Raw genomic sequence first — 21,697 nt, forward strand, 5'->3', positions numbered from 1 at the left:
CCTCCAACATGATTCGAACAGCGATATTGTAACAGGCGCGTGATCACACACCAATCATGACACGCAGCGGGTTGGCCGGATCGGCCAGCAGCTTCTCCGCCAGAGCCACGCAGACGATGACCAGCAGCGGCTTGATCAGTTTGGCGCCGATGCGCATGGCGAGACTGGCACCAAGCCGGGCGCCGAGGAACTGGGCAACGCCCATCATCAGGCCGATCTTCCAGGAGATGACGCCGACGGCGGCAAAGACGATGAAGCCGCCAATGTTGGAAGCGAAATTGAGCAGTTTGGTGTGCGCCGTCGCCTTGAGCACGCCGTAGCCGGCGAGCGTCACGAAGGCCAGCATATAGAAGGAACCGGCGCCCGGCCCGAATACGCCGTCATAGAAGCCGATGGCCGGCACCACGGTCACGCCGAACAGGAAGGGCGACAGGCGCTCGGCCCGGTCGACATCGTTCATGTTGGGCTTGAGCGCGAAATATAGCGCAATGGCAATCAGCACCAGCGGCAGGGCCGCGCGCAACAGGTCGCCGGGCACGATCGTGGCCAGCAACGCGCCGACGGCACCGCCGGCAAGTGCCAGCAGCGCCGATGGTAATTGCCGGCGCAGGTCGACATGACCTTTCGAGGCATAGTGGATCGTCGCCGACCCGGAGCCGAACATGCCTTGCAGCTTGTTGGTTCCGAGCGCTTCGACCGGCGAGAAACCGGCAAGCAGCAACGCCGGAATGGTGATCAGTCCGCCGCCGCCGGCAATCGAATCGACAAAGCCCGCGGCAAAAGCCGCGAGGGCAAGTATGGCGATGGACTGGATGCTGAGGTCGATCATCTGATCTGTCGAGATGTCCGGTCGGCGGAGATAGCGCGCGTTCGACCACGACCACCCCGTTTGCGCAAGGCCGATTCCGCGCTAATTCTATTGAAGAGGAATCGGAAAGGGGCCGTTCATGGCATTCGCGTTGCTGGACCAGATACGCTCGATCTTCGACGGCGACCCGGGCGTGCGCAAAGTCGCTGACGATCCCGTCCTGTCGGCGGAACTCTTGATGCTGTTCCGGATGATCCTGGCAGATGGCACAGTGAGCGAGAGCGAGATGGTTGCCTTCCGGCGCATCTGCAAGGATGCCTTCGGCATTCCGGAAACCAGCATCGACAGCGTCATCGAATATCTCAACGAATTCGGCTACGAGACCAACGGCTCGCAGGCGATCGCGCTGTTCCGCGATCTCGACGTCGAGCGGCGCAAGCAATTGGCGCAGCATATGGCAGAGATCGCCAAGGCGGATTCGCAACTGGTCGAGAGCGAGGTGCGGCTGCTCCGCCGCACGCTCGATTTGCTCGACATCAGCCCGGTCGATGTGGTGAAGCCGGAAGGTTGACGCTGCATGAGACAACCAATCACCAGCGCCGAGGGGTTTGTGTGAGCTTTGCCGATAGCTACCTGGGACAATTGCGGGCGCTGATCGGCGACCGTCTGGTGCTGATGCCGGGTGCGCGTATCGTCATTGAACGCGCAGACGGCAGCATTCTCCTGCAGAAACGAACCGATTTTGGCTTGTGGGGCTTGCCCGGCGGTAATGCCGAGGAAGGCGAGGGCCTGGAAACCCTGGTGATCCGAGAAGTACTTGAGGAGACCGGCTTGGTCGTCAGCGATGTCGAGCCGTTCGGGTTCGGCTGCGACCCGAATTATGAAACCTTCCCTTCGCGCGCAGTTCTTCGCACTGATGTTTTACACGCGCCGCTTTGAAGGCGAGCCAGCCGTCGCCGACGACGAGAGCAGCGCCGTCGAATGGTTCTCGGTCGACAGCCTGCCCGAGATGCTGCCAAACATGGCGCGTAGCGTCGAGGCCTATCTCCGGTTCAAGACCACCGGAAAATTCCAGATGATCTGAGAGTCCCACTCACGCCACTTTGGGCGACATGCATCAGCCCTGTTCCTGCATCCGTCGAGCGATCGCGCGATGCAAATCCGGGGCGGCTGTGACCAGCGCCCTTGCGGCTTCGGATTGCGGATGGTCGAGCACTTCGCTCGTCTTGCCGCGCTCGACGATCTTGCCGTCATGCATGACCAGCACTTCGTCCGTGATGGCGCGGGCGACGGCAAGGTCATGGGTGATGAAGAGATAGGCGATGCCGAGTTTCTGGTTGAGCCCGGCGAACAGGTCCAGGATCTGCGCGCGGATCGAGACATCGAGTGCCGAGACCGGCTCGTCGGCGACCACCAGTTTCGGCCGGGTGATGATGGCGCGGGCGATCGAGAGGCGCTGGCGCTGGCCACCGGAAAATTCGTGCGGGTATTTGTCCATGTCGCGTTGGTCGAGGCCGACCTCGTGGAGCGCGTGCGCCACCATCTCGCGGCGTTCGGCCTGCGTCGGTTTTTTCTCCAGGACATGAAGCGGCTCGGCAACCAGTTTTTCGACCTTCTGGCGTGGATCGAAGGAACCATAGGGATCCTGGAACACGACCTGCATATCGCGCCTGGCCGGCTTCAGCTCGGCTTCGCTCTTGCCGGTGATGGCTTCGCCGCGAAACCGGATCGCGCCCGCCACCGGCCGGTCCAGTGCCAGGATCATGCGGGCAAGGGTCGACTTGCCGCAACCGGAGCGGCCGACCAGTGCCACCGACTGGCCCGGCGCCATCGAAAGGGAGACGTCGTCGACGGCGCGAATCGCCGGCGCACGGCTGAACAGCGAGATGCGGCGGCCGGGGTAGTCGCGGGTGACGCCTTCGACCTGGAGCAAGGGTTGGTCCGTCCCGACACGGTGAGGCCTGGCGCGCGTCGGAACATGCATCGAAGCCTGCGCCAGTTGGCGCGTATAGGGATGAAGCTGGCCGGAGAGCGTGCGCGCCGTGTCGCCTGCCTCCATCACCTCGCCATGGCGCAGGATGGTGATGCGGTCCGCCATCTCGGTCACGACAGCGAGATCATGCGAGATCAGCAGCAGGCCCATGCGGTTCTCCGCAACGAGGTCGCGCAGGAGGTCGAGAATCTGCGCCTGCAGCACCACGTCGAGCGCCGTCGTCGGCTCGTCGGCGATCAGCAGCTTTGGTTTCAACGCGCAGGCGATGGCGATGACGACCCGCTGGCGCTGGCCGCCTGACAGTTCGTGGGGATAGCACGACAGCGGGAACTTTGCCGAGGGCAGACCGACGCGGTCGAGTATTTTTCGCGCGCGCTCCTCGGCATCGGCACGGCTTGCCCTGGTGTGCCAGCGTATGCCTTCCGCGACCTGTTCGCCGATCGTCTTGACCGGATTGAGCGCTGTCATCGGTTCCTGGAACACCATGCCGATGTCGTCGCCGCGCAGCGCGCACATCTGGTCCTCGGTTGCCGTCAGGATATCGATGCCGTCGAATGTCACGCGGCCGGTGGCACGTGCGGCATGGGGCAGGAGCCGCATCACCGTCAGCGCGGTCATCGATTTGCCGGAGCCGGATTCGCCGACCAACCCCATGACCTCTCCGGGCGCGACGGAGAGCTGCATGTTCTTCAGGATTTGAGTGTCGCCGATGGCCAGCGACAGATTGTCGACTTCGAGCAGGCTCATCGCTGCCGCCGCGATTTAGGATCCAGAATGTCGGCGATGCCGTCGCCCAAAAGATTCAGGCCGAGCACGGTGACGACGATCGCCATGCCAGGGAATATCGCCATCCACGGCGCCACCACCATGCGCGTCTGGGCGTCGAACAGCATGCGGCCCCAGCTCGGCATCGGTGGCTGAGCGCCGAGGCCGAGATAGGAAAGCCCGGCTTCGGCCAGGATGCCCAGCGCGAACTGGATCGTGCCCTGCACCAGGAGCAGCGTAGCGATGTTGGGCAGTACATGTTCGATCGATATCTGCGTGCTGCTCTTGCCGGCGGCGCGCGCGGCAAGGATGAATTCGCGCGGCCAGACGGCAAGCGCGCCGGCACGGGCGACGCGGGCAAAGACCGGAATGTTGAAGATGCCGATGGCGATGATGGCGTTGACGGCTCCAGGCCCGAAAATGGCGGTAATCATGATGGCCGACAGCAGCGCGGGGAAGGCGAAGACGAGGTCGTTTACACGCATCAGGGCCTCGTCGGCGAGGCCGCCGCGCGCAGCGGCGAAGGCGCCGAGCGGCACGCCGGCCCCCATGCCGATCCCGACGGCAACCAGCGCCACGGCAATCGAATTGCGCGCGCCGACCATGATCATCGACAGGATGTCGCGGCCGAAATGGTCGGTGCCGAACCAATGCGCCAGCGAGGGGCCTTGCGTCTTGTCCGCTATGACCAGCCTCGTCACATCGTAGGGCGTCCAGACGTAGGAGATTACAGCCATCGCCAGGATCAGCACCGTGATGACGAAGCCGGCGACGAATGCGGCGTTCCCAAATGCCTTGGCCAGGATGCTGCGGAACGTCTCTTCGGGGATGTCGATGCGCAGCGTCATTGCCGGGTCCTCAGGCGAGGATCGACCACCGCATAGGAAAGGTCGACGACGAGGTTGACGGCAATGACGGCGGCGACCAGCAACATGACCACGCTTTCGACGACGATCAGGTCGCGCTGGGTGATCGCCTGGAACACCAGTCGGCCGAGACCGGGCAAATAGAAGACATTCTCGATGATGATGGTACCGGCGAGCAGGAAGGCGAATTGCAGGCCAAGAATGGTCAGCACCGGGATCATGGCGTTGCGCAGCGCGTGCCGCCACAGCACGGCGCGATAGGGCAGGCCCTTGGCGCGGGCGGTGCGGATATAGTCCTCGTTCAGCACCTCGATCAGCGCCGAGCGGGTGACGCGCGCCAGGATCGCAGCTTGTGGTAGGGCAAGCGCCACCGCCGGCAACAGGAGCGATTTCAGCGCGGGCCAGGCGCCGGCTGCCCAACCGGGAAAACCACCGGCTGGGACCAGGCGCAGCCAGACGGCAAAGACATAGATCAGCATCAGCGCGAACCAGAAATTGGGGACGGCGACGCCAAGCTGCGCCACGCCCATTGAAATCGTGTCGCCGGCCCGTCCGCGCCGGCTGGCGGAATAAAGCCCGACCGGAATGGCGATGATGGTGGAGAGCGCCAGCGCGATCAGCGCCAGCGGCAGCGAGACGGCGAGCCGTTCACGCACGAGGTCGATGACCGGCACCGAATAGGTATAGGAGCGGCCGAAATCGAGGCTGAGCAGGCCGCCGGCCCAATGCAGGTAGCGCAGGACGAGCGGCGCGTTGAGACCCATCTGGTTGCGCAAGAGTTCGACCTGATCGGCGCTGGCATTCATACCCAGCATCAGCCGCGCGGGGTCGCCGGGGAGGACCTCCAGCACGGCGAACACCACCATTGAGGCAAGCACCAGCGTGGCGAAAGCGATGGCGAGGCGCTTGAGGAGGTAGGCTGTCATGGGAGGCGAGGGAGCGTGGCGTTCTTCCTTCTCCCCTTGTGGAAGAAGGTGGCCTCGCGAAGCGAGGTCGGATGAGGGGTGCTGGACGAATTGCAGGTTGAGTTTGTTCCAGCACCCCTCATCCGTCTTGGCGCTTTGCGCCAATCCACCTTTTCCCACAAGGGGAGAAGGGAAGTCCCGCGCAACAGCCGCCGCACCACGAGCCTCACTCGCTCCACTTCACCTTGGTCAGATCATTGGCCTGGATAGGGGCGTTCTCCCACAGGCCTAAGAGCTTGGCGTCCCAGACGCCGATCTTGGGCAGTTCGTAGAGGAAGCCGACCACGGCGTCGTCAGCCAGGATCTTTTGTGCCTCGCCAAGCAGTTCCTTGCGCTTGGCTTCGTCGGAGGTGAGGTTGAGGTCGGTGATTATCTTGTCGAAGGTCGGATTGTCGTAGTTGAAGTAGTAGTCCTTGCGCGAATAGATATCGATGTCGTTGGGTTCGGTGTGGGAGACGATGGTCAGGTCGTAGTCCTTCTTGGTGAACACCTGGTCCAGCCACTGCGCCCATTCGACCGGGATGATCTCGAGGTTGATGCCGACATCGCGAAGTTCCGAGGCGATGATCTCGCCACCCAGCCGTGCATAGCTGGGCGGCGGCAGTTTCAGCGTCGCCTTGAAGCCGTTCTCCAGCCCGGCTTCCTTCAGCAACTCCTTGGCCTTGTCGATATTGTGCGGATAGAGGCCGGTGAGGTCGACATAGTCCTTGTTGGCTGGCGACATGTGCGAGCCGATCGGCAGGCCAAGGCCGGCCGAGGCGCCGTCGATGATCGCCTTGCGGTCGAGCGCGTAGGAGATCGCCTGCCTGACCTGCAGCTTGTCGAAAGGCGGCTGCTTGTTGTTGATCGCCAGGATGGTCTCGCCCTCGGTCGAGCCGATCACGACCTTGAAACGCGGGTCGTCCTTGATCTGTGCCAGGCTGTCGGGATCGAAGAAGGGGAAGGCCTGGATGTCGCCGGACAGCAGCGCCGGCACATAGGCCGCGGCATCCGGCACGATACGGAACTCGACTTTGTCGAGGAACACCGGAGCGCCCCAGTAATGGTCGGCTTTTACCAAAGTGATCGACGACCCCTTGGCCCAGTTCTGGAATTTGAAGGGGCCGGTGCCAACAGGTTTTTCCTTGTTGGTATCGGCGGATTTGGGGGACACCATCACCGCGTCGCCCCATCCCATATTGTAGAGGAAAGACCCTTGCGGGTTCTTCAGCGTGACCTTGACCGTTGCCGGATCGATGATCTCGACCTTGTCGATGGCCGCGAACAGGCCCTTCTGCGCATTGACCGAGTTGTCGGCGCGGGCCCGGTCGAGCGAGAATTTCACGTCGTCGGCGCTGAAATCGGCGCCGTCGTGGAATTTGACGCCGGTGTGCAGCTTGAACATATAGACCTTGCCGTCATCGGAAATTGTCCAGCTCTCGGCCAGATCCGGTAGCACCTCGCCATTGGGGCCGATCCGGGTCAGACCCTCGAAGACATTGGCGTAGAGCACTTCCTTGATCGCCGCCGCGGCACCCGCGGTCGGATCGAGATGCGGCGGTTCGAGCGGAATGCCGATGACCAGGTCGGTCCGGGCCGCAAAGGCCTGACTTCCGGCGGCCAGCGCAAGGACCGCCGCGGCCAGAATGGTTTTCCACAGTCTCATCGTGCAACTCCCCATGCGTTCAGGACACGTGCTCAAACCGGGCGATAGAAGCGTGATTTCGCGCGGGAGTAAATTGCGTTTCGTGCTGCCGGGCAGCATGGCCGGGAATGTTTTTGCCGTGCCAGCCCTGTCGGCAAGTTGAAGCTTGTCGCGATGCTGGGTTATTCCGAGGCAGTGCCACGCAGCAGCACGTTGAGCCCGATCGCCATCACCTTGGCTGATTCCACCATGTCCGATACGCCGACCCACTCGTCCGGCCGGTGGGCAAGATCGAGAATGCCGGGTCCGTAGGCGATGCAGTCATAGACGTGGCCGATGCGGGCAATGTGCTTCTGGTCATAGGTGCCGGGCGAAATGACATAGTCGGGCTCGCGGTCGAAGATCGCATGAATGCCTTGCGCCACCGCCTTGACCACGGGCGCGTCGCGCTCGGTCATCAGTGGCAGTACTTCCATCAGGTCGCGGATTTCATAATCGAACTTTTCGCGCTCGCGCTTCAGTCGGTCGAGGATGCCGGTCACTTCGGCTTTGACCGTGGCGAGATCCTCCTCCAGCAGGAAGCGGCGGTCGATGGTCAGCCGGCAGGAATCGGGCACGTTGGGCGAGGGCAGGCCGGGCCGGAAATCCTCGGTCTGGCCGCCATGGATGGAATTGATGTTCATGGTCGAGCGCCTGGCGCCTTCCGGCACCACCGGCATGCGCGTGATCTTGCGGTCGAGCGCCGGAAACAACTCGTCCTCGAAGGCCCGCAGGACGGCGCCCATGTGGCGCACCGCATTGTCGCCGAGAAACGGCATCGAACCGTGCGCGATCTCTCCCTTGGTCTCGATCTCCGCCCACCAGACGCCGCGATGGCCAAGGCAGATGCGGTCCTTGTTCAGCGGCTCGGGGATGATGACGTGGTCGACCTTGGGTTTCGAGAAATAGCCGAGCCTGGCCAGATGGGCGACGCCGCCGAAACCGCCGGACTCCTCGTCGACCGTGCCCGAGATCTCGATGGCGCCGGGAAAGTCGGGGAAGACTTCCATGAAGGCTTCGACAGCGATGATGGAGGCGGCGAGGCCGCCCTTCATGTCGCAGGCGCCGCGGCCATAGACCTTGCCGTCCCTGATGACGCCGGCAAAGGGATCCACGGTCCAGCCCTCGCCGGCCTCAACCACGTCTATATGCGAGTTGAAGTGGACGCAGGCGCCGGGTGACCGGCCGTCGAAACGGGCAACGACATTGACGCGCGGATAGCGATCGGTGTCGCCGGGCGTGCCTTCGGCGCGGATGAACTCGGTCTCAAAGCCGCGCTTCCTTAGCCGCGCACCGATATAGTCGGCGCATGGCCTGTAGGCTTCGCCGGGTGGATTGACGGTCGGAAAACGGATCAGGTCGGCGGTCAGCGCCACCAACTCGTCGCGCCTGATATCGATTGCCTTGAGGAGTCGCTCGTTCATGCCGCGATTTGAGCAGCGATCGCCGTGGTTTTGCAAGCCCGTCGATCAAACCGTGCAGCGTGTCCCTGCGGCAACTATCGCGGGAAATCGTTCAAATTAGCTGCTTTGGATTGGCGAATTGATCAAGGACTGTGTGTTATCCGTTCACCGCCATTAAAAAGGTGAAAAACAACGTGATGGCGGGCAGGCAAGGGGCAATCAAAGGGGTTTGATCGCATGAAAATGTCATTTCTCAAGGCAGCAGTATTGGTTGTTGCGCTGTTTGGCGCATCGGTCGCAAGTGAGGCGGCCACATTGGTGGCGAATATCGACGTGTCGTCGCAGACAATGACGGTCCGCTATGGCGCTTCGGTCTATCGGTGGGCCGTGTCGACCGCTCGGCCAGGCTATTTCACGCCACGCGGAACCTACCGGCCGCAACGCACGGCACGGATGTGGTATTCGCGCAAATACGAAATGTCGCCGATGCCTTATTCCGTATTCTTCCATGGCGGCTATGCCATCCATGGAACAGGCGCCGTCAGGCAGCTCGGCCGCCCGGCTTCGCATGGCTGCGTAAGGCTGCATACGGCCAATGCCGCGGCATTCTATTCGATGGTGCGCGACGTCGGATTCGTCAACACGCGCATTGTCGTCACCAATTAGGCAATTGGCGGTTCACTGATATTGGCTTTGTCTGCTGGCGGAGGAACTCACGTTCCCGCCAGCGGCTTGCTCAGGTGTTTGAGGCGGAGGCCGGCTTGGTGCGCGTTTTTCGCCGCCAGTTGCTGATCTCCCACCTTTTGTGGAACCACATCCACTGGCCGGGATCCTCGCGCACCCAGCGCTCGACGACGTCGTTCAGCATCTGGGTGGTGGCGTGAACGTCGACGCTGCCGTCGGCGGTGCGCGGCAAGACCAGCTTGTCCTCGATCTCGAGCCGGAAGCGGTTGCCCGGCAACCTGACACAACGCGCCGGATAGACATCGCAGTCATAGTGACGAGCAAGGGTGCCGAGCACGCGGTTGCTCTGGCAGGGACGGCCGAAGAAGGTGGTGTCCAGGCCGTTGGAGAATTTCTGGTCGACGAGAACGCCGATATTGCCGCCATTCTCCAAGACTCCCGCCAGCGCGAACGAGGCGCCAGCCATCGAAGGCAGCAAGCCTCCCATGGTCGATCGCCTTGTCGAAAGGATGTAGTCGGCCAGGTAGGGGTTGTTGGGCGGCCGAAACAGCGCCGTGATGTTCATGCCGAAGGTCGCGGCCGCCACCGGCAGCAGCTCGAAATTACCGAGATGGCCGGTGAAGACGATGTGCGGCTGCTTCTCGGCCGCGATCTCGACGAAATGCTCCGTTCCCTTGACCTCAACCCGACCCGGCTTGCCGGCGGCGGGGTCATAGTCGAACAGGGCGTCCAAAAAGATGTATTCGGCGGCAAGGCGGGCCATGTTGCCCCACATGTCGGAGGCGATGGCCTGGATTTCGCCATCATTCTTTTCCGGATAGGCCTTGCGCAGATTGTCGATGGCGACCTGGTGGCGTCCGACCCTTGGGCCGATGAGGCGAGCCGTGCGGTCGGCAAAATTCAGCGCGCTGTCGACCGGCAGCAGGCGCAGCAGCGACATGATGATCATCGCCGCGCGCGCGACAAGCCAGTAATTCATCTGGCGCAGTTGTCTGCCATAGCGAAATGTCAGATCGCGGCGAAGCTTCTTGAGCACGGAAATCGAGGCTCTAGGCGACGCGCAAGATGATCTTGCCGAAGACGTCGCGGCCTTCCATGCGCTTCAGCGCGGCATCGATATCGTCGAAGCCGACCTCGGTGTCAATGACCGGCGCGACCTGCCCCGCGGCCATCTTCTGCATGGCGTTGGCCATGTTCTCCATGCGGCAACCGAAGGATCCGAGCAATTTCAACTGCTGCTGGAAGAGCTGCATCAGGTTGATCTGCGTCGACACGCCCGAGGTCGAGCCGCAGGTCACCAGGCGGCCACCGCGCTTCAGGCAAAGCATCGAGCCGGCAAAGGTGTCGGTGCCGACATGCTCGAACACGACGTCGACGCCCTTCTTCTTCGTCAACTTGCGCACGACGCCTTCGAAGCGGTCGTCGCGGTAGTTGATGACGTGGTCGGCGCCCAGCGCCTTGGCCTTGTCGATCTTGTCGTTCGAGCCGACCGTGGTGATGATCGTGCAGCCCATCCGCTTGGCCAACTGGATAGCCGCCGAACCGATGCCCGATCCGCCGGCATGGACGAGGATCGTCTCGCCGGGCTGCAGCCTGGCATTGTCGAACAGCATGTGCTCGACGGTGCCGAAAGTGACGGGTGCTACCGCGGCCCCGATGTCGGTCACGCCGGGCGGGGCGGGGACCAGCAGGCGCGCCGGCAGGTTGATCTTCTCCTGCGCGAAGCCGTCGAGATGGAAGCCGTGAACGCCCGAAACATGTTCGCACAGATTGTCGCGGCCTTCGCGGCAGGCGCGGCAAAGGCCGCAGGTGCGCGCGCCGTAGATCGACACCAATTGTCCGGGAAGCAGGCTGGAAACGCCGGGACCGACCGTCTCGACCTCGCCGGAAGCCTCGGCACCGACCACCAGCGGCAGCTTGCGCTTGGCGAACGCCATGCCACGCCAGCCCCAGACGTCGATATGGTTCAGCGCCACTGCCCTGATGCGCAGTGTGACTTCGCCAAGCGCGGGGGGTGGCGGGGATGGCAGGTCCACCGTTTCAAGGCGGCGGTCCTCGATAAGTTGCAGTGCGCGCATGGAGCCTGTCGGTTCTGTTAAGCGGAAAGGGCTCGCTTAGACCGGTTCCCGCGCCATGACAAGGCAAGTGTTCTGGCCGCCGAAGCCGAAGGAGTTCGACAGAACGGTACGAACCTGCGCATCGCGCTTCTTGTTCGGCACGACGTCGAGCACGATAGCAGGGTCGGGATTGTCATAGTTGATGGTCGGGGGAATGACGCTTTCGCGCATCGTCATCAGCGAAAACGCCGCTTCGACCGCGCCCGCCGCCGACAGTGTGTGGCCGATCATCGACTTGTTGGACGAGATCGGCATAGAGCCGATGCGCTCGCCAAACACCGTCGACAGCGACAGGTGCTCCATCTTGTCGTTTTCCGGCGTCGAGGTGCCGTGGGCGTTGACATAGTCGATCTCGTCTTCGCCGAGGCCCGCATCGGCAAGTGCGGCCCGGACAGCGGCAATCGCCGGCGAACCGTCCGGCTTGGAGCGGGTGCGGTGGAAATCGTCAGCCTTTTCGCCACAGCCGCTGAGGATGCCAAGAACGGCGGCCCCACGGGCGAGCGCCGCCTCCAGCGATTCCAGCACCAGAGCGCCGGACCCCTCCGCCAATACGAAGCCGTCGCGGTCCTTGGAAAACGGCTTGGAAGCCTTTTCCGGATTGTCGTTGTGAGTGGAAAGAGCCGACAGCAGCGAAAAGCGGATCAGCGCCTCGGCGGTTGCCGAACCGTCGGCGCCGATCGACAGGGCCCGGTCGCATTCGCCACGGCGGATCGCCTCGACGCCGAGCTGGATGGCGGTCGCGCCGGACGCGCAAGCCGTCGAGAGCGTGATCGGCAGGCCGCGCGTACCGAACCTGTCGGCGAGCCGGTCGGCGATCGAACCGAACTGGGTGGTTTCGAAGACATCAAGCTCCTTCAGGCCGCGCGCCACACGCAGCAGCCTTTCGGCGCCGGAATCCTGCTTGTCGGAATTGTAGAGCGAAAAGCGGTCGTGCCAGTCGAGTTCGACCGGTGGCGAGGCGAGGAACAGAGGGCCGTCGAAATCACCGGAATTCAGGCCGGATTCGCCAACAGCCTCCTGCGCAGCGGTTTCCGCCAGCTCATAGGTGAGGAGGCTTGCTCCCTTGGAGCTCGACGGCAGAAAATCGACCATGCCGGAGATACGCGTGTTGAGGTGATCGACCGGGAAACGGGTGATCGGGTGAATGCCCGACTTGCCCGAAGTCAGCGCTGCCCAATTATCTGATTTGCCGACTCCGAGCGAGGTCACCACCCCGATGCCGGTGACGGCGACAACGGGCCTGCCCATGTGATCTCTGAACTTGGCCATCCGGGAGCCCCTCTTATCTCTGCGGCATGATCGCGAAACGCCGCCTCAGGCGGCGTTGACCAGCGCCATGCCCTCGAATTGGTGATAGCCGATCGCCGTTGCAAGGACGCTCGCGGGAATGCCTTCGAATGGCTTTTCGGCCGTAGCGTCAAAAACAGGGTAGGCGGCCTTGCGGTCGACAGCCAATGCCGCCAGCGCGACGGCGAACGGGAACTGTGCTTCCTTCATATGCCCGGTCAGCGTCGAAAAACCGCGCGTGGCGATTGCCGGATTGGCATCGAGCGTTGATTTCTCGGCAATGGTTGCCGCATGTGCGCCGGACGCGCCGGACATGGCAAGCAGCTTGCCGTTCGGCGGCGCCGCCCGTTTGAGCAGGAGAGCGATCTCGCCATCGAGTCCTCCGCGCGACCGCCTGGCACGGCCGGACACGATTTGTCCGAGCTCCGCGTAAATCTTGCGCCCGCGGCTTGCCGCGTGATCGCGCTGCTCAAGCACCAGGAAGGCCCCGCCGGAACCTGACACCACGCCGCCGCCCTCGGCGCCCTGCCTTTGCCAGACAGGCTTCCACGGGCCGCGATGCAGATAACCGGCCAGCTCATAGCCGAGCAGCATGTCGGAATGTTCGGTCTGGAAGGCGCCGCCGACCAGGATGTGCGTCGACTGGCCGGAGCGGATGCGCGCGGCCGCGGTCTCGACGGCGGCGACGCCAGCGCCTTCCTCGCCCATGAAGGTGCGCGACGAGCCCGTCACCTTGTGGACGATGGAGATGTTGCCTGCGAGCAGATTGGAAAGCTGCGCCAGGAACAGAGTTGGGCGCAGCTCTGTGGTCAGCTTCTCGTTGAGCAGCACGTCGCGGTCGTTGCGGTTTTCCGAAGCGGCGAGAATGTCGGCGTCGACCGCTTCGTCGCGCTCGCCGCCGCCGGCTGCCACAACCATGTCCATGGTGGTGCACAGCTCGTCATTGCCCTTGATGCCGGCATCGTCCAGGGCGAGGCCCGCGGCATAGGTGCCGAGCCTCTGCCATGTCTCCATCTGCCGCTGGTCGCCGCGCTTGGCGATCTGAAGGTTCCAGTCGATCTCCGGCAGCGGATGGACGGTGTAGGGTGCAAAGCGCGCGGCTTCGAGCGCTGGCTCGTGGCCGGGTTGCGCCAGCTTCTGCCAATGGGCGTCAGGACCTTCCCCCAGCGAGGAAACAAGGCCGATACCTGTGATGACGACGTCGTGGGGGCTGCTCATGGGCGGCTTTGTGGGTCAGGCGGCGGAGCGCGTCAAGTCACGCGCCCTGATGACCTCAGGCGGTCTTGGCGGCAACCAGCGCGTCGATCTTGGCGCACAGGTTCTTCATGACGAAGTAATCGTCGGTCGAAGCCTTGCCGTCATTGACTTCCTGGGTCCACTTTTCCAGCGGCACCTTGATGCCGAATTCCTTGTCGATGGCGAAGACGATGTCGAGGAAGTCGAGGCTGTCGATACCGAGATCGTCAATGGTGTGGCTCTCGGGCGTGATGGTGTCGATATCGATCTCGCTGGTATCGGCAATGATCTTGGCGACTTTGTCGAACGTGGTGGAGTTCGTGGTGGACAAGGGCTTTTCCTTCTTTGCGGGCGGAATCTGTCCGCATTCGTTTGGGCGCTGTCTAATCGGTTTTTTCCGGCAGGAAAAGGCCTGATAAGCCGGGCGCAGATGGGCAGGGCGCCCGGGAAACGCAAGAAGGGCCGCCGGTTGACCCGGCGGCCCTTCCATTGACGTGACGTAAGCTCAGCTGTCGCGGAGCTTGACCAGGTCGTTCAGTAGCCCGCCCGTTCCGTTGTGGACGGTCAGCCGCTCGACCTTGCCGGCGATGGTTTCCAGAGCCTCGAGCTCCTTCAACCGCAGCATCACCGGGTTTTCCGCCATCACCCTGGCAGTGTTGAGCAGGGAACGCGTGGCGTTCGTCTCCTCGCGGCGGCGGATGACGTTGGCCTCGGCCTGCTTTTCGGCCGAAACCACCTGGTTGAGGATCTCGCGCATCTCGCCCGGAAGGATGACATCCTTGAGCGCGATATCGCTGACCTCGACCCCGATCTCGGCCATGTCGGCCCTGACCTTGGCCGCCGCCTCTTCGTCGACCGTCACCTTCTTTTCAAGGATATGGTCGAGGGTAAGCGCGCCCAACGTCTTGCGGAAGGCGTACTGCAGGGCACGGTAGAGGGCCTCGGAGAAGTCCTTCACCGCGCTCACCGCCTTGACCGGATCGACGACCCGGTATTCGGCGGCGATGTTGACGCGGATCGTGACGCGATCCCTGGTCAGCACTTCCTGCCCGGCGACGTCGAGCGACTGGCGCTTGAGGTCGACGACCTTGATCTGCACCATCCGTCCGACGTTCCAGAAGCCGTGCACGCCAGCGGCAAGCGTCCGCACAAGGACACCGTCGATGAACAGCAGCCCGGCCTGACCGTCGACAACCGGGTGAACGGACATCAATTCCGCCTTCCGGGCCTGGCCGAGCCGGCGCATGACCGCCGGATCGATGGCAAGATCGACCGAGGTGTCGATCACCGTCACCTTCCACGGTCCGGCATCGGTCCACAGCACCAGCTTGCGGTCCGGCGCCAGCACGGAATGGAGGTTGCCGTCACGCTCGATGACGGCAATTTCCGTGCGCCCGGTGCGAACAACCGTGAAATGACGCGCGGCCACGTCCGGGAGCTTGTCGAACAACGCCTTCTCGTACGCCGAAACGAATTCCGGGTTCTTCAGATCGTGCCGGGACACCTCAAGGCTCTGGTTCCGGTTGGCGAGCCAGTGCTCACCCGGCAGCAGGACAGCCTTGATCTCCCCCTTGTGGAGGGTGAGGGCACGTTCGTTTTCCCTTACGAGGACGCGCTCGCGCCCAAGAACCTTGTCGAGAATAGTCGTCATTGTCTTACTCCTGTCGGGCATGGCCCCATGCGAGGCGTCACGTCATGCGTCGATCTTCCCTTCGTTTCTCGTTTCACTTCGAATTCCGGCACGAATGATCCAGGGACTGGTGGCATCAATCCGTGGCGGGCCCTCGGGAGCGGATCGCGGGGCAGCGAAGCGGGCGCCGGAGGCCAAAACCTCCCTTGCCGGCGACGCTGCGCCTTGACCATCACCGCGAGCCTGGCCGCGAGCCGATGGCATCGGACCTTTCGATACGGCTTTGGCCCGAAGGCTTCGGCCGTCCGTCAGGTCTTCAGCATTCCAGTCCCCGGACCGTTTTCAGATAACACCTGGTAGGTGCTGGCTTATCAGGCCAATGGAGAAGGAATCGAACCTTCGACAATCAGATTATGAGTCTGATGCTCTAACCAAACTGAGCTATCCGTGGTGCAGACGACGGGACTCGAACCCACAACCTCCGGATTAAGTCCGGCGCTCTCCCAATTGAGCTACATCCGCGATCCCAATCCCCAAAGCGGCGCCTTATACAGGGCGGCAAAGCCGCCTGCACGGGCGGAGACGAAAGCTCCAACCGTTGTGCTCGCTTCCGTTTTCGTGACCGGGAGCGCGCCTATAGCCCCTGCGACGGGTTGTCGCAAGCGGCATTGTCGCGGCCAAATCGCGGCTTTTTACGGCAGTGGCATTTCGGCAACATCCGCCTATCGGCGATTGCATGTACCAATGTACCATGGTAAATCTAATTATGGATATAGAGCGCGTGCAGACCGGGGTCCGTCTGGAAAAAAGATTGGTGAAGGTACTCAAGGCCTTGGCCGAACATCGCGACATGAGCCTCGGTGATCTCATCGAAGGCATCGTGCTGCATGCTTTCGAGGGGCAAACGCCGTTTTCCCTGGAGACCCTCGAAACAATCGGCCAATTGAAACGCATCTACGGGTTGGAGCTAGGCGCGGCGGACAGCCACGGTCTGGCTGAACGGAAGGAGAAGGCGGATGACGAGCCATCTTGAGCGCAGCCACAGCATTGTCCTTGCCGCTCCGGTCGAGCGTGTCTTCCCGCTTTTCTCGCCGATCGGCGAGACCTTGTGGGTGGAGGGCTGGGCCCCGGAATTTCTGCACCCGCAAGGTGGAGAAACACGGCAAGGCATGGTCTTCCGAACCGTCCACGGCGACGAGACAACGCTCTGGGCCTGCGCTGACTGGGATCCAACCGCGCATCGTGTCCGCTATGTCAGGGTCACGCCGGACTCGCGTTTCGGATTTGTCGAAGTGGCCTGCCGTTCGGCATCCGATGGCGGCACCGAAGCGTCGATTGCCTATACGTTCACGGCTCTGAACGGGGCGGGAGAATCCTATCTGTCGATGCTGACCGAGGATACCTTCGCGCGCATGATCGAGATGTGGAAAGTCCGTATCGATGCGTGGCTGCTCAGTGAGACGTCAGCTGGCTCTGATCATCGTTAGAAGGTGACACGGCCGAGTACGCGCAAGCCGTCGCCTTGCGGCTCGACCACTACTGCTTCGCCTTCGCGCGGCGACACGCCGGTCAGCGCCACGATGTTTTCGAGATGGGTGACCATGACCATATTGTCGGAACCGGTATAGGCGCGGATTTCCTTCATAACCGCCGCGATCTGCGCCGCCTTGTCCGCCGCATCGCTCTTCAAAAGGTCGAGGGGTGCAAAAAGCTCCGGCTCGGCCTCGAAGGCGGTGCGCGCCGTGTCGAGGCAACGGCAATAGCGGCTGGACAGAATGCGCTCGATGGGAGCCGCGCGGGCGGCAAACAGCGCGCCGATCTTGCTTGCCTGCTGCTTGCCGCGCGCCGACAGATTGACCTGGGTGGCGCAATTGCCGATGTCGAAATTGGCCGGGTCGGTGGTGCCGGTGACCATGGCGTGGCGCAGCAGCACGACATGGCCGCCGTCGCGCAGCAGCGCCCAGCCGGCGTCCGTCGCGTGCGCGGCGGCGGGGACGACAAGCAGGAACAACGCCAAGGCTAACCGGATCATCGCCACCCTTCCATGAGTCCGTATCGGGCTCCAACCATTCGCATATAGAGATTGGAAAGCGGGCACAAAGACAAGCCGGGCGTCGGCCGCGTCTCAAGCCTCACTTTTTGGCGAGCTGCTGCTTCACCAGATCGATCTTCTGGTCGGTGAGCGGGATGGGGATTGTGTAGCCGGCTTCAGTAAAGCCCTGTTTGGCGTTCTCGAAGAACGCGATCGCCTTGAGGTATTCCGGCTTGCCGCCGCCATAGCTGGCGCGGTTCCAGTGGATGTCGCCAAGGTTGTTCTGTTCGAAGGCCCACTGCATGGGCTGACTTTCCCTGGTGAACACTTTCAGCGTCGCCGTGAAAGCCGCCTCGGCGTTATCGAGATATTTGCCGGTCCGTTCGATGTTGCCGAGGTTGAGCAGGCTCATACCGATACCGTTCTGGGCGTTGGCCCAGTCGACGGGTGCCGTCTCGATGGTCAGCACTTCGAGCGCCGCACGCCGCGCGGCGATCGAATCCTGCAAGGTCCTGGGGTCGTCATTGCTCATGCTCAACCAATGCAGCGTCGAGCCGAGGCCAGCCTGGGTCAGCGCCCATTGCCGCGGGTTGGTCTCGCGTTTGTACTCGCGCAAGGCATCGCGATAGGCGGCAATCGCCTCGCTGTAGTGCTCGGGCTTGTCCGTCACGCCGCCAAGAAGCTGGAGCGTGTTGCCGAGATTGTAGTAGCTCATCGCCCAATCGAGGGGAAATTTCCGCCTGACATAGACCTGGCGGGCCGCCTGGAATGCCGCGGCCGACTGCTCCAGCCTGGATGCGTCGCGGGTGCGCTGGCCAAGCGTCTGGTAGATCGAGCCGAGATTGTTCTGCGCCGACGCCCAATCCATCGGGAAGCGCTGCCTGGTGAACACCGTCAATGCATCGTCATAGGCTGCCGCCGCCTCTTCAAGCGTGCCGGTGCCCGTGTCGAAACGGGCGACACCACTCAGCGCATTGCCGAGGTTGAGCCGGCTGGTGGCCCAGGAGACGGGGAAAGTGTCGCGGGTTCGCACTTCGAGCGCGGCGCGAAAGGCGTCGACGGCCTCGTTGATCCTGGCCTTGTCGTTGAGCTGGATGCCGAGGGTCACAAGTGTGTTGCCGAGATTGTTCTCGACCATCGCCCATTCGACCGGCGTCTTCTGGCGCGTGTATTCCTCGAGCGCCAGCCGGTAGGCCGCTTCCGCCTGGGCCAGATGCTCGCCGCCGGGTTCACGTTCGGAGAGCGCATAGAGCGCGAGGCCAAGATTGTTCTGCGAGGAAGCCCAGTCGAGGGGAACCTTGTCGCGCGGGCGCTTTTCCAGCGTGGCACGCATCGCCGCCACCGCCTCGTTCAAGCGCTTCGGGTCGCTCTCGCGTTCGCCGATCTTCAACAGCACGTTGCCGAGATTGTTCTGGGCGGCGGCCCAGTTGAGATCGTCTTTCACACGTTCGAACACGGCGAGCGAATCGCGAAAGATCTGCGCGGCCTCTTCGAGATGCGCGGTCTCGGTCTCGCGCTCGCCGATGTTCTGCAGCACCACGGCCATGTTGTTGCGGGTGATGGCCCAGTCGCGATTCTGTTCGCCATTGGGAATGAAGTTCAGGATGGCGCGATAAGCTTCGATCGCGTGCTGCAGTGCATCCAGGTCGCCGGTGGCGTAGCCATAGGAATTAAGCGCCTCCGCCTCCTGGTTCTTGTAGTTCCAGCGCAGCTTGTCATCCCATTTCTCGGCCAGCGAGAACGCCTTGGCGTAGTCGTTGGCGGCCGATTTGTAGTCGAAGACCAGCGCCGAGGCGTCGGCCCGCTTGGCGTAGATCGCGGCATCGGCGATGCGCTTCTGCTTGATCAACTCCTCAGCCTGGTCGACCGTGTCGTTGGTCTCCTCGACCCGCCCCACGGCATCATCGAGGAATTTTCGCGCCGTGGCGATCGCGCCCTGGCCGATGGCCTTGTCGGCGGAGGCGACCAGACGCTTGATCTCCGGGTCGTCGGTGCGCAATGCGGCGCGCTCGGACATCATCTTCTTCAGGCGCTCGGCCTGCCCGTCGAGCACTTTCCGCAGGTCGGTCGGATCTTCGGGAATTTTCTCGGTGCCGAGTGCCCGCAGCACGCCATAGAGTGCGTCGAGCGGCACGCCCTCCTGCAGCGATGCCAGTTCCACCTGTGCCCGCTTGGGGTCCGGCAGATCGGAAATGGTCAGCAGCAACTGTCGCCGCTCACCGGTGATCAGCCCGTCATCGCCGGTCGGCTCCGGCGGAGCCACGCCGAAATAGAGCAGGCGGCGCAGGCTTTCGTTGACCCAGGGGCGCTGCTTCGCCTTGGTGTCGAGATAGACCTCTTCTGTGACCATGCGCATGACCGAGCCGAACTCGGTGCCTTTCATCGCCGCGAGGTGGCGCAGCAGGGCGGCCGCATAGGGGCTGTTTTCGCCAGCGGCGCCATCGAGCGCCGGACGGCCGGGTTCCGCGGCGAAGCCGATCACCGTGCCGAGGCTCGCATCGGCCGCCGGCGCGTTGCCGAGGGCCTTGGCGCCGCGCACCGGTTCCAGTCCCCCTGCGCCGATCGGCTCGGCGGAAGCGGTCGGCGCACGCCGCACCACGGCGTCTGACGGAAACGGATTGGTGCGGCAGGCATCGAGCAGCATGATCGTCACCGGCACGGTCTTCTTCAATTCGTCCATGACGGCGGAAATCGGCACCAGTGCCTGATCGGCATCCTTGAGCGACGAGACGTCGGCGTCGACCGGAACCAGATAATTCTCGCCACCGGCCTCGATGCCGTGACCCGAGTAATAGATGAGAGCGACGTCGGCGCCCTCTGCGTCCTCGACGAAGCGTTCGAGGTCGCGCTTCAGCTTGCTCGCATCGCGGTCGGTGACGTTGCGGGCATCGAAACCGAGATCGGTCAACATCTTGGCCATGTCGCGGGCATCATTGGCCGGGTTGGGCAGCGCAGCGATGTGTTCGTATCTGGACTGGCCGACGATCAGCGCCACGCCCTTGAGGTCTTTTGCCTCGGCAGCCTGAAGCATCGACGCGGCAACGGAGACAAACATGGCGACAAACAACGTCAGCCACGCACGCCGGAAAAGACACAGTTTCGAGGTTTCGACAAAGGTCATTTGTCGTTCCGCCCTGATGATCCAAACCCTCTATAACCCTGGCAGCCGACGATGATCAAATTCGGGCGCGATTGCGCCGCGACCGTGGCTCGCCTATCCCTGAAAAATGTCTCCGCTCACCGAAACCGTCCTGTTCGTCTTCAGTCTTGTCGCGCTCGGCTATCTCGCCGGGTACACAGGCTATCTGAGACCGGCGAGCGGCGAGGGGATATCCGACTTCGCGGTCTCCGTGGCAATGCCGCTGCTTCTGTTCCAGACCATGGTCAAGGCCGATTTCCATGGCGTGGCGCCATGGCCGCTATGGGGTGCCTATTTCACCGCCGCGGCGATCACCTGGGCGGCGGGCCATGTCGTAACCACGCGAATCTTCGGTCGCGATGCACGCGCCGGGGTCGTCGGCGGGGTGTCATCGGCCTATTCCAATGTGGTGCTGCTCGGTGCCCCCTTCATCCTTGGCATATTTGGTCCGAGCGGCTTCGAAGTGCTGTCGCTGCTGGTCTCGGTGCATCTGCCGATCATGATGATGGCTTCGATCGTGCTGTTCGAGATGTTCGGCCGGGGCAGCGGCGACCATGTGCATCCGTTGCGCGTCATCCGCAGCTTCCTGAGGCGGCTGTTCATCAACCCGCTGATCATCGGCATTCTCCTGGGGCTGGCATGGCGGCTCAGCGGCGTGCCGTTGCCCGGTCTCGTCATGCGGCTGGTCGATGCGCTGGCGAATACGGCCGGGCCGGTGGCGCTGTTTGCCATGGGGCTCAGCCTGCGCCGCTTCGGAATATCAGGCAATGTCCGCCCGGCCTTGGCGCTTTCGGTGCTCAAGCTGTTCCTGATGCCGGCGCTGGTCCTTGCCTTCGTCTGGCTGCTCGGCCTGCCGCCGTTGACTGCCAAGGTGGCGGTCGTGGTGGCGGCGCTGCCGTCCGGCATCAATTCCTATCTCATCGCCGTGCAGTTCAACACCGGCCAGGCGCTGGCATCGAACCAGATGACCATTGCCACGGCTTGCGCCGTCCTCACCACCGCCTTCTGGCTTACAGTGGTCTTGCATGTCTTCGGGTGAGATTGACGACGGCGCATGCCAAGCCGCCCTCGTCTTGCGCTGGTCCAACCCCTATATGCCATCTTGCGAT

At 63.0% G+C, this 21,697-nt stretch carries 21 protein-coding genes and 1 tRNA gene; 7 read left to right on the forward strand and 15 right to left on the reverse strand.

Translation table 11 applies throughout. The features are described from left to right. Nucleotides 1–43 precede the first annotated feature (43 nt). Nucleotides 44–829, reverse strand: a complete 786-nt coding sequence (locus O7B34_RS10425; protein WP_337146004.1) for a TSUP family transporter — start codon at nucleotides 827–829, stop codon at nucleotides 44–46. Nucleotides 830–947: 118 nt separating this feature from the next. Between O7B34_RS10425 and O7B34_RS10430 the strand changes: the two genes are divergently transcribed. The 3 genes from O7B34_RS10430 to O7B34_RS10440 are packed head-to-tail and all read left to right on the forward strand — an operon-like array spanning nucleotide 948 to nucleotide 1,892. Further along, a complete protein-coding gene (locus tag O7B34_RS10430) occupies nucleotides 948–1,379 on the forward strand; it encodes a TerB family tellurite resistance protein (RefSeq protein ID WP_337146006.1) in 432 nt (143 codons plus the stop codon). 41 nt (nucleotides 1,380–1,420) lie between these two features. Further along, a complete protein-coding gene (locus O7B34_RS10435; RefSeq protein ID WP_337146008.1) occupies nucleotides 1,421–1,747 on the forward strand; it encodes an NUDIX domain-containing protein in 327 nt (108 codons plus the stop codon). Beyond that, nucleotides 1,725–1,892, forward strand: coding sequence for a hypothetical protein (locus O7B34_RS10440; protein ID WP_337146010.1), 168 nt, complete (start codon nucleotides 1,725–1,727; stop codon nucleotides 1,890–1,892). The genes O7B34_RS10435 and O7B34_RS10440 overlap by 23 nt, the downstream gene beginning before the upstream one ends. Nucleotides 1,893–1,925: 33 nt before the next feature. Here O7B34_RS10440 and O7B34_RS10445 read toward each other — a convergent pair whose 3' ends face one another. From O7B34_RS10445 to O7B34_RS10465, 5 genes are all read right to left on the reverse strand, one after another. Next, nucleotides 1,926–3,548 (reverse strand): ABC transporter ATP-binding protein, encoded by a 1,623-nt coding sequence (locus O7B34_RS10445; protein WP_337146012.1) that lies wholly within the window; start codon nucleotides 3,546–3,548, stop codon nucleotides 1,926–1,928. Beyond that, nucleotides 3,545–4,414: an ABC transporter permease gene (locus O7B34_RS10450; RefSeq protein WP_337146014.1), complete on the reverse strand. Its 870-nt coding sequence runs from the start codon at nucleotides 4,412–4,414 to the stop codon at nucleotides 3,545–3,547. Before O7B34_RS10450 ends, O7B34_RS10445 begins: the two co-directional genes overlap by 4 nt. Continuing rightward, the gene (locus O7B34_RS10455; protein ID WP_337146016.1) at nucleotides 4,411–5,358 is read right to left on the reverse strand and encodes an ABC transporter permease; all 948 of its coding nucleotides are present in this window, start codon (nucleotides 5,356–5,358) and stop codon (nucleotides 4,411–4,413) included. The genes O7B34_RS10450 and O7B34_RS10455 overlap by 4 nt, the downstream gene beginning before the upstream one ends. Before the next feature lie 205 nt (nucleotides 5,359–5,563). Continuing rightward, complete coding sequence (locus O7B34_RS10460) at nucleotides 5,564–7,042, reverse strand: ABC transporter substrate-binding protein (RefSeq protein WP_337146018.1); 1,479 nt, start codon at nucleotides 7,040–7,042, stop codon at nucleotides 5,564–5,566. Nucleotides 7,043–7,203: 161 nt separating this feature from the next. Continuing rightward, entirely contained in the window at nucleotides 7,204–8,484 is a 1,281-nt protein-coding gene (locus tag O7B34_RS10465; RefSeq protein ID WP_337146020.1) for an acetylornithine deacetylase/succinyl-diaminopimelate desuccinylase family protein, read from the reverse strand. Between the two features lie 216 nt (nucleotides 8,485–8,700). On the opposite strand from O7B34_RS10465, the gene O7B34_RS10470 reads away from it, so the two are divergent. Then, nucleotides 8,701–9,129 carry a L,D-transpeptidase gene (locus O7B34_RS10470; RefSeq protein WP_337141777.1) on the forward strand — a complete coding sequence of 143 codons (429 nt, stop codon included), beginning with the start codon at nucleotides 8,701–8,703 and terminating at the stop codon, nucleotides 9,127–9,129. Nucleotides 9,130–9,199: 70 nt separating this feature from the next. Here O7B34_RS10470 and O7B34_RS10475 read toward each other — a convergent pair whose 3' ends face one another. The 7 genes from O7B34_RS10475 to O7B34_RS10505 form a co-directional block, all read right to left on the reverse strand. Continuing rightward, nucleotides 9,200–10,183, reverse strand: a complete 984-nt coding sequence (locus tag O7B34_RS10475; RefSeq protein ID WP_337146022.1) for a lipid A biosynthesis lauroyl acyltransferase — start codon at nucleotides 10,181–10,183, stop codon at nucleotides 9,200–9,202. A 13-nt stretch (nucleotides 10,184–10,196) separates the two neighbouring features. Further along, entirely contained in the window at nucleotides 10,197–11,225 is a 1,029-nt protein-coding gene (locus tag O7B34_RS10480; protein ID WP_337146024.1) for a zinc-binding dehydrogenase, read from the reverse strand. A 36-nt stretch (nucleotides 11,226–11,261) separates the two neighbouring features. Then, a complete protein-coding gene (locus O7B34_RS10485; RefSeq protein WP_337146026.1) occupies nucleotides 11,262–12,533 on the reverse strand; it encodes a beta-ketoacyl-ACP synthase in 1,272 nt (423 codons plus the stop codon). A 45-nt stretch (nucleotides 12,534–12,578) separates the two neighbouring features. After that, nucleotides 12,579–13,769 (reverse strand): beta-ketoacyl-ACP synthase, encoded by a 1,191-nt coding sequence (locus tag O7B34_RS10490; RefSeq protein ID WP_337146028.1) that lies wholly within the window; start codon nucleotides 13,767–13,769, stop codon nucleotides 12,579–12,581. A gap of 55 nt (nucleotides 13,770–13,824) precedes the next feature. After that, complete coding sequence (locus O7B34_RS10495) at nucleotides 13,825–14,118, reverse strand: acyl carrier protein (protein ID WP_027029416.1); 294 nt, start codon at nucleotides 14,116–14,118, stop codon at nucleotides 13,825–13,827. A gap of 174 nt (nucleotides 14,119–14,292) precedes the next feature. After that, complete coding sequence (locus O7B34_RS10500; RefSeq protein WP_337146029.1) at nucleotides 14,293–15,438, reverse strand: slipin family protein; 1,146 nt, start codon at nucleotides 15,436–15,438, stop codon at nucleotides 14,293–14,295. 355 nt (nucleotides 15,439–15,793) lie between these two features. Next, a tRNA-Met gene (locus O7B34_RS10505) sits at nucleotides 15,794–15,863 on the reverse strand. Nucleotides 15,864–16,198: 335 nt separating this feature from the next. On the opposite strand from O7B34_RS10505, the gene O7B34_RS10510 reads away from it, so the two are divergent. Continuing rightward, a complete protein-coding gene (locus O7B34_RS10510) occupies nucleotides 16,199–16,450 on the forward strand; it encodes a hypothetical protein (protein ID WP_337141784.1) in 252 nt (83 codons plus the stop codon). Beyond that, the gene (locus O7B34_RS10515; protein WP_337146030.1) at nucleotides 16,434–16,904 is read left to right on the forward strand and encodes an SRPBCC family protein; all 471 of its coding nucleotides are present in this window, start codon (nucleotides 16,434–16,436) and stop codon (nucleotides 16,902–16,904) included. Before O7B34_RS10510 ends, O7B34_RS10515 begins: the two co-directional genes overlap by 17 nt. On the opposite strand, the gene O7B34_RS10520 is transcribed toward O7B34_RS10515, so the two are convergent. Together O7B34_RS10520 and O7B34_RS10525 are read right to left on the reverse strand one after the other, a co-directional pair. After that, a complete protein-coding gene (locus tag O7B34_RS10520; protein WP_027144069.1) occupies nucleotides 16,901–17,449 on the reverse strand; it encodes a histidine phosphatase family protein in 549 nt (182 codons plus the stop codon). The two genes, O7B34_RS10515 and O7B34_RS10520, sit on opposite strands and share 4 nt — an antisense overlap. Before the next feature lie 100 nt (nucleotides 17,450–17,549). Beyond that, a complete protein-coding gene (locus O7B34_RS10525) occupies nucleotides 17,550–20,570 on the reverse strand; it encodes a caspase family protein (protein WP_337146032.1) in 3,021 nt (1,006 codons plus the stop codon). Nucleotides 20,571–20,676: 106 nt separating this feature from the next. Here O7B34_RS10525 and O7B34_RS10530 point away from each other — a divergent pair, with 106 nt between their 5' ends. Next, the gene (locus O7B34_RS10530; protein ID WP_337146033.1) at nucleotides 20,677–21,627 is read left to right on the forward strand and encodes an AEC family transporter; all 951 of its coding nucleotides are present in this window, start codon (nucleotides 20,677–20,679) and stop codon (nucleotides 21,625–21,627) included. Nucleotides 21,628–21,697: the final 70 nt, after the last annotated feature.

The sequence above is a fragment of the Mesorhizobium sp. Cs1299R1N3 genome (assembly GCF_037179625.1).
GTDB classification, from domain to species: domain Bacteria; phylum Pseudomonadota; class Alphaproteobacteria; order Rhizobiales; family Rhizobiaceae; genus Mesorhizobium; species Mesorhizobium salmacidum.

Coding starts and splice junctions, on each gene's coding strand:
- O7B34_RS10500 (WP_337146029.1), bottom strand. CDS start 15,438: ATGACGACTATTCTCGACAAGGTTCTTGGGCGCGAGCGCGTCCTCGTA.
- O7B34_RS10450 (WP_337146014.1), bottom strand. CDS start 4,414: ATGACGCTGCGCATCGACATCCCCGAAGAGACGTTCCGCAGCATCCTG.
- O7B34_RS10490 (WP_337146028.1), bottom strand. CDS start 13,769: ATGAGCAGCCCCCACGACGTCGTCATCACAGGTATCGGCCTTGTTTCC.
- O7B34_RS10465 (WP_337146020.1), bottom strand. CDS start 8,484: ATGAACGAGCGACTCCTCAAGGCAATCGATATCAGGCGCGACGAGTTG.
- O7B34_RS10530 (WP_337146033.1), top strand. CDS start 20,677: ATGTCTCCGCTCACCGAAACCGTCCTGTTCGTCTTCAGTCTTGTCGCG.
- O7B34_RS10430 (WP_337146006.1), top strand. CDS start 948: ATGGCATTCGCGTTGCTGGACCAGATACGCTCGATCTTCGACGGCGAC.
- O7B34_RS10460 (WP_337146018.1), bottom strand. CDS start 7,042: ATGAGACTGTGGAAAACCATTCTGGCCGCGGCGGTCCTTGCGCTGGCC.
- O7B34_RS10440 (WP_337146010.1), top strand. CDS start 1,725: ATGTTTTACACGCGCCGCTTTGAAGGCGAGCCAGCCGTCGCCGACGAC.
- O7B34_RS10480 (WP_337146024.1), bottom strand. CDS start 11,225: ATGCGCGCACTGCAACTTATCGAGGACCGCCGCCTTGAAACGGTGGAC.
- O7B34_RS10425 (WP_337146004.1), bottom strand. CDS start 829: ATGATCGACCTCAGCATCCAGTCCATCGCCATACTTGCCCTCGCGGCT.
- O7B34_RS10455 (WP_337146016.1), bottom strand. CDS start 5,358: ATGACAGCCTACCTCCTCAAGCGCCTCGCCATCGCTTTCGCCACGCTG.
- O7B34_RS10445 (WP_337146012.1), bottom strand. CDS start 3,548: ATGAGCCTGCTCGAAGTCGACAATCTGTCGCTGGCCATCGGCGACACT.
- O7B34_RS10520 (WP_027144069.1), bottom strand. CDS start 17,449: ATGATCCGGTTAGCCTTGGCGTTGTTCCTGCTTGTCGTCCCCGCCGCC.
- O7B34_RS10470 (WP_337141777.1), top strand. CDS start 8,701: ATGAAAATGTCATTTCTCAAGGCAGCAGTATTGGTTGTTGCGCTGTTT.
- O7B34_RS10485 (WP_337146026.1), bottom strand. CDS start 12,533: ATGGCCAAGTTCAGAGATCACATGGGCAGGCCCGTTGTCGCCGTCACC.
- O7B34_RS10515 (WP_337146030.1), top strand. CDS start 16,434: ATGACGAGCCATCTTGAGCGCAGCCACAGCATTGTCCTTGCCGCTCCG.
- O7B34_RS10525 (WP_337146032.1), bottom strand. CDS start 20,570: ATGACCTTTGTCGAAACCTCGAAACTGTGTCTTTTCCGGCGTGCGTGG.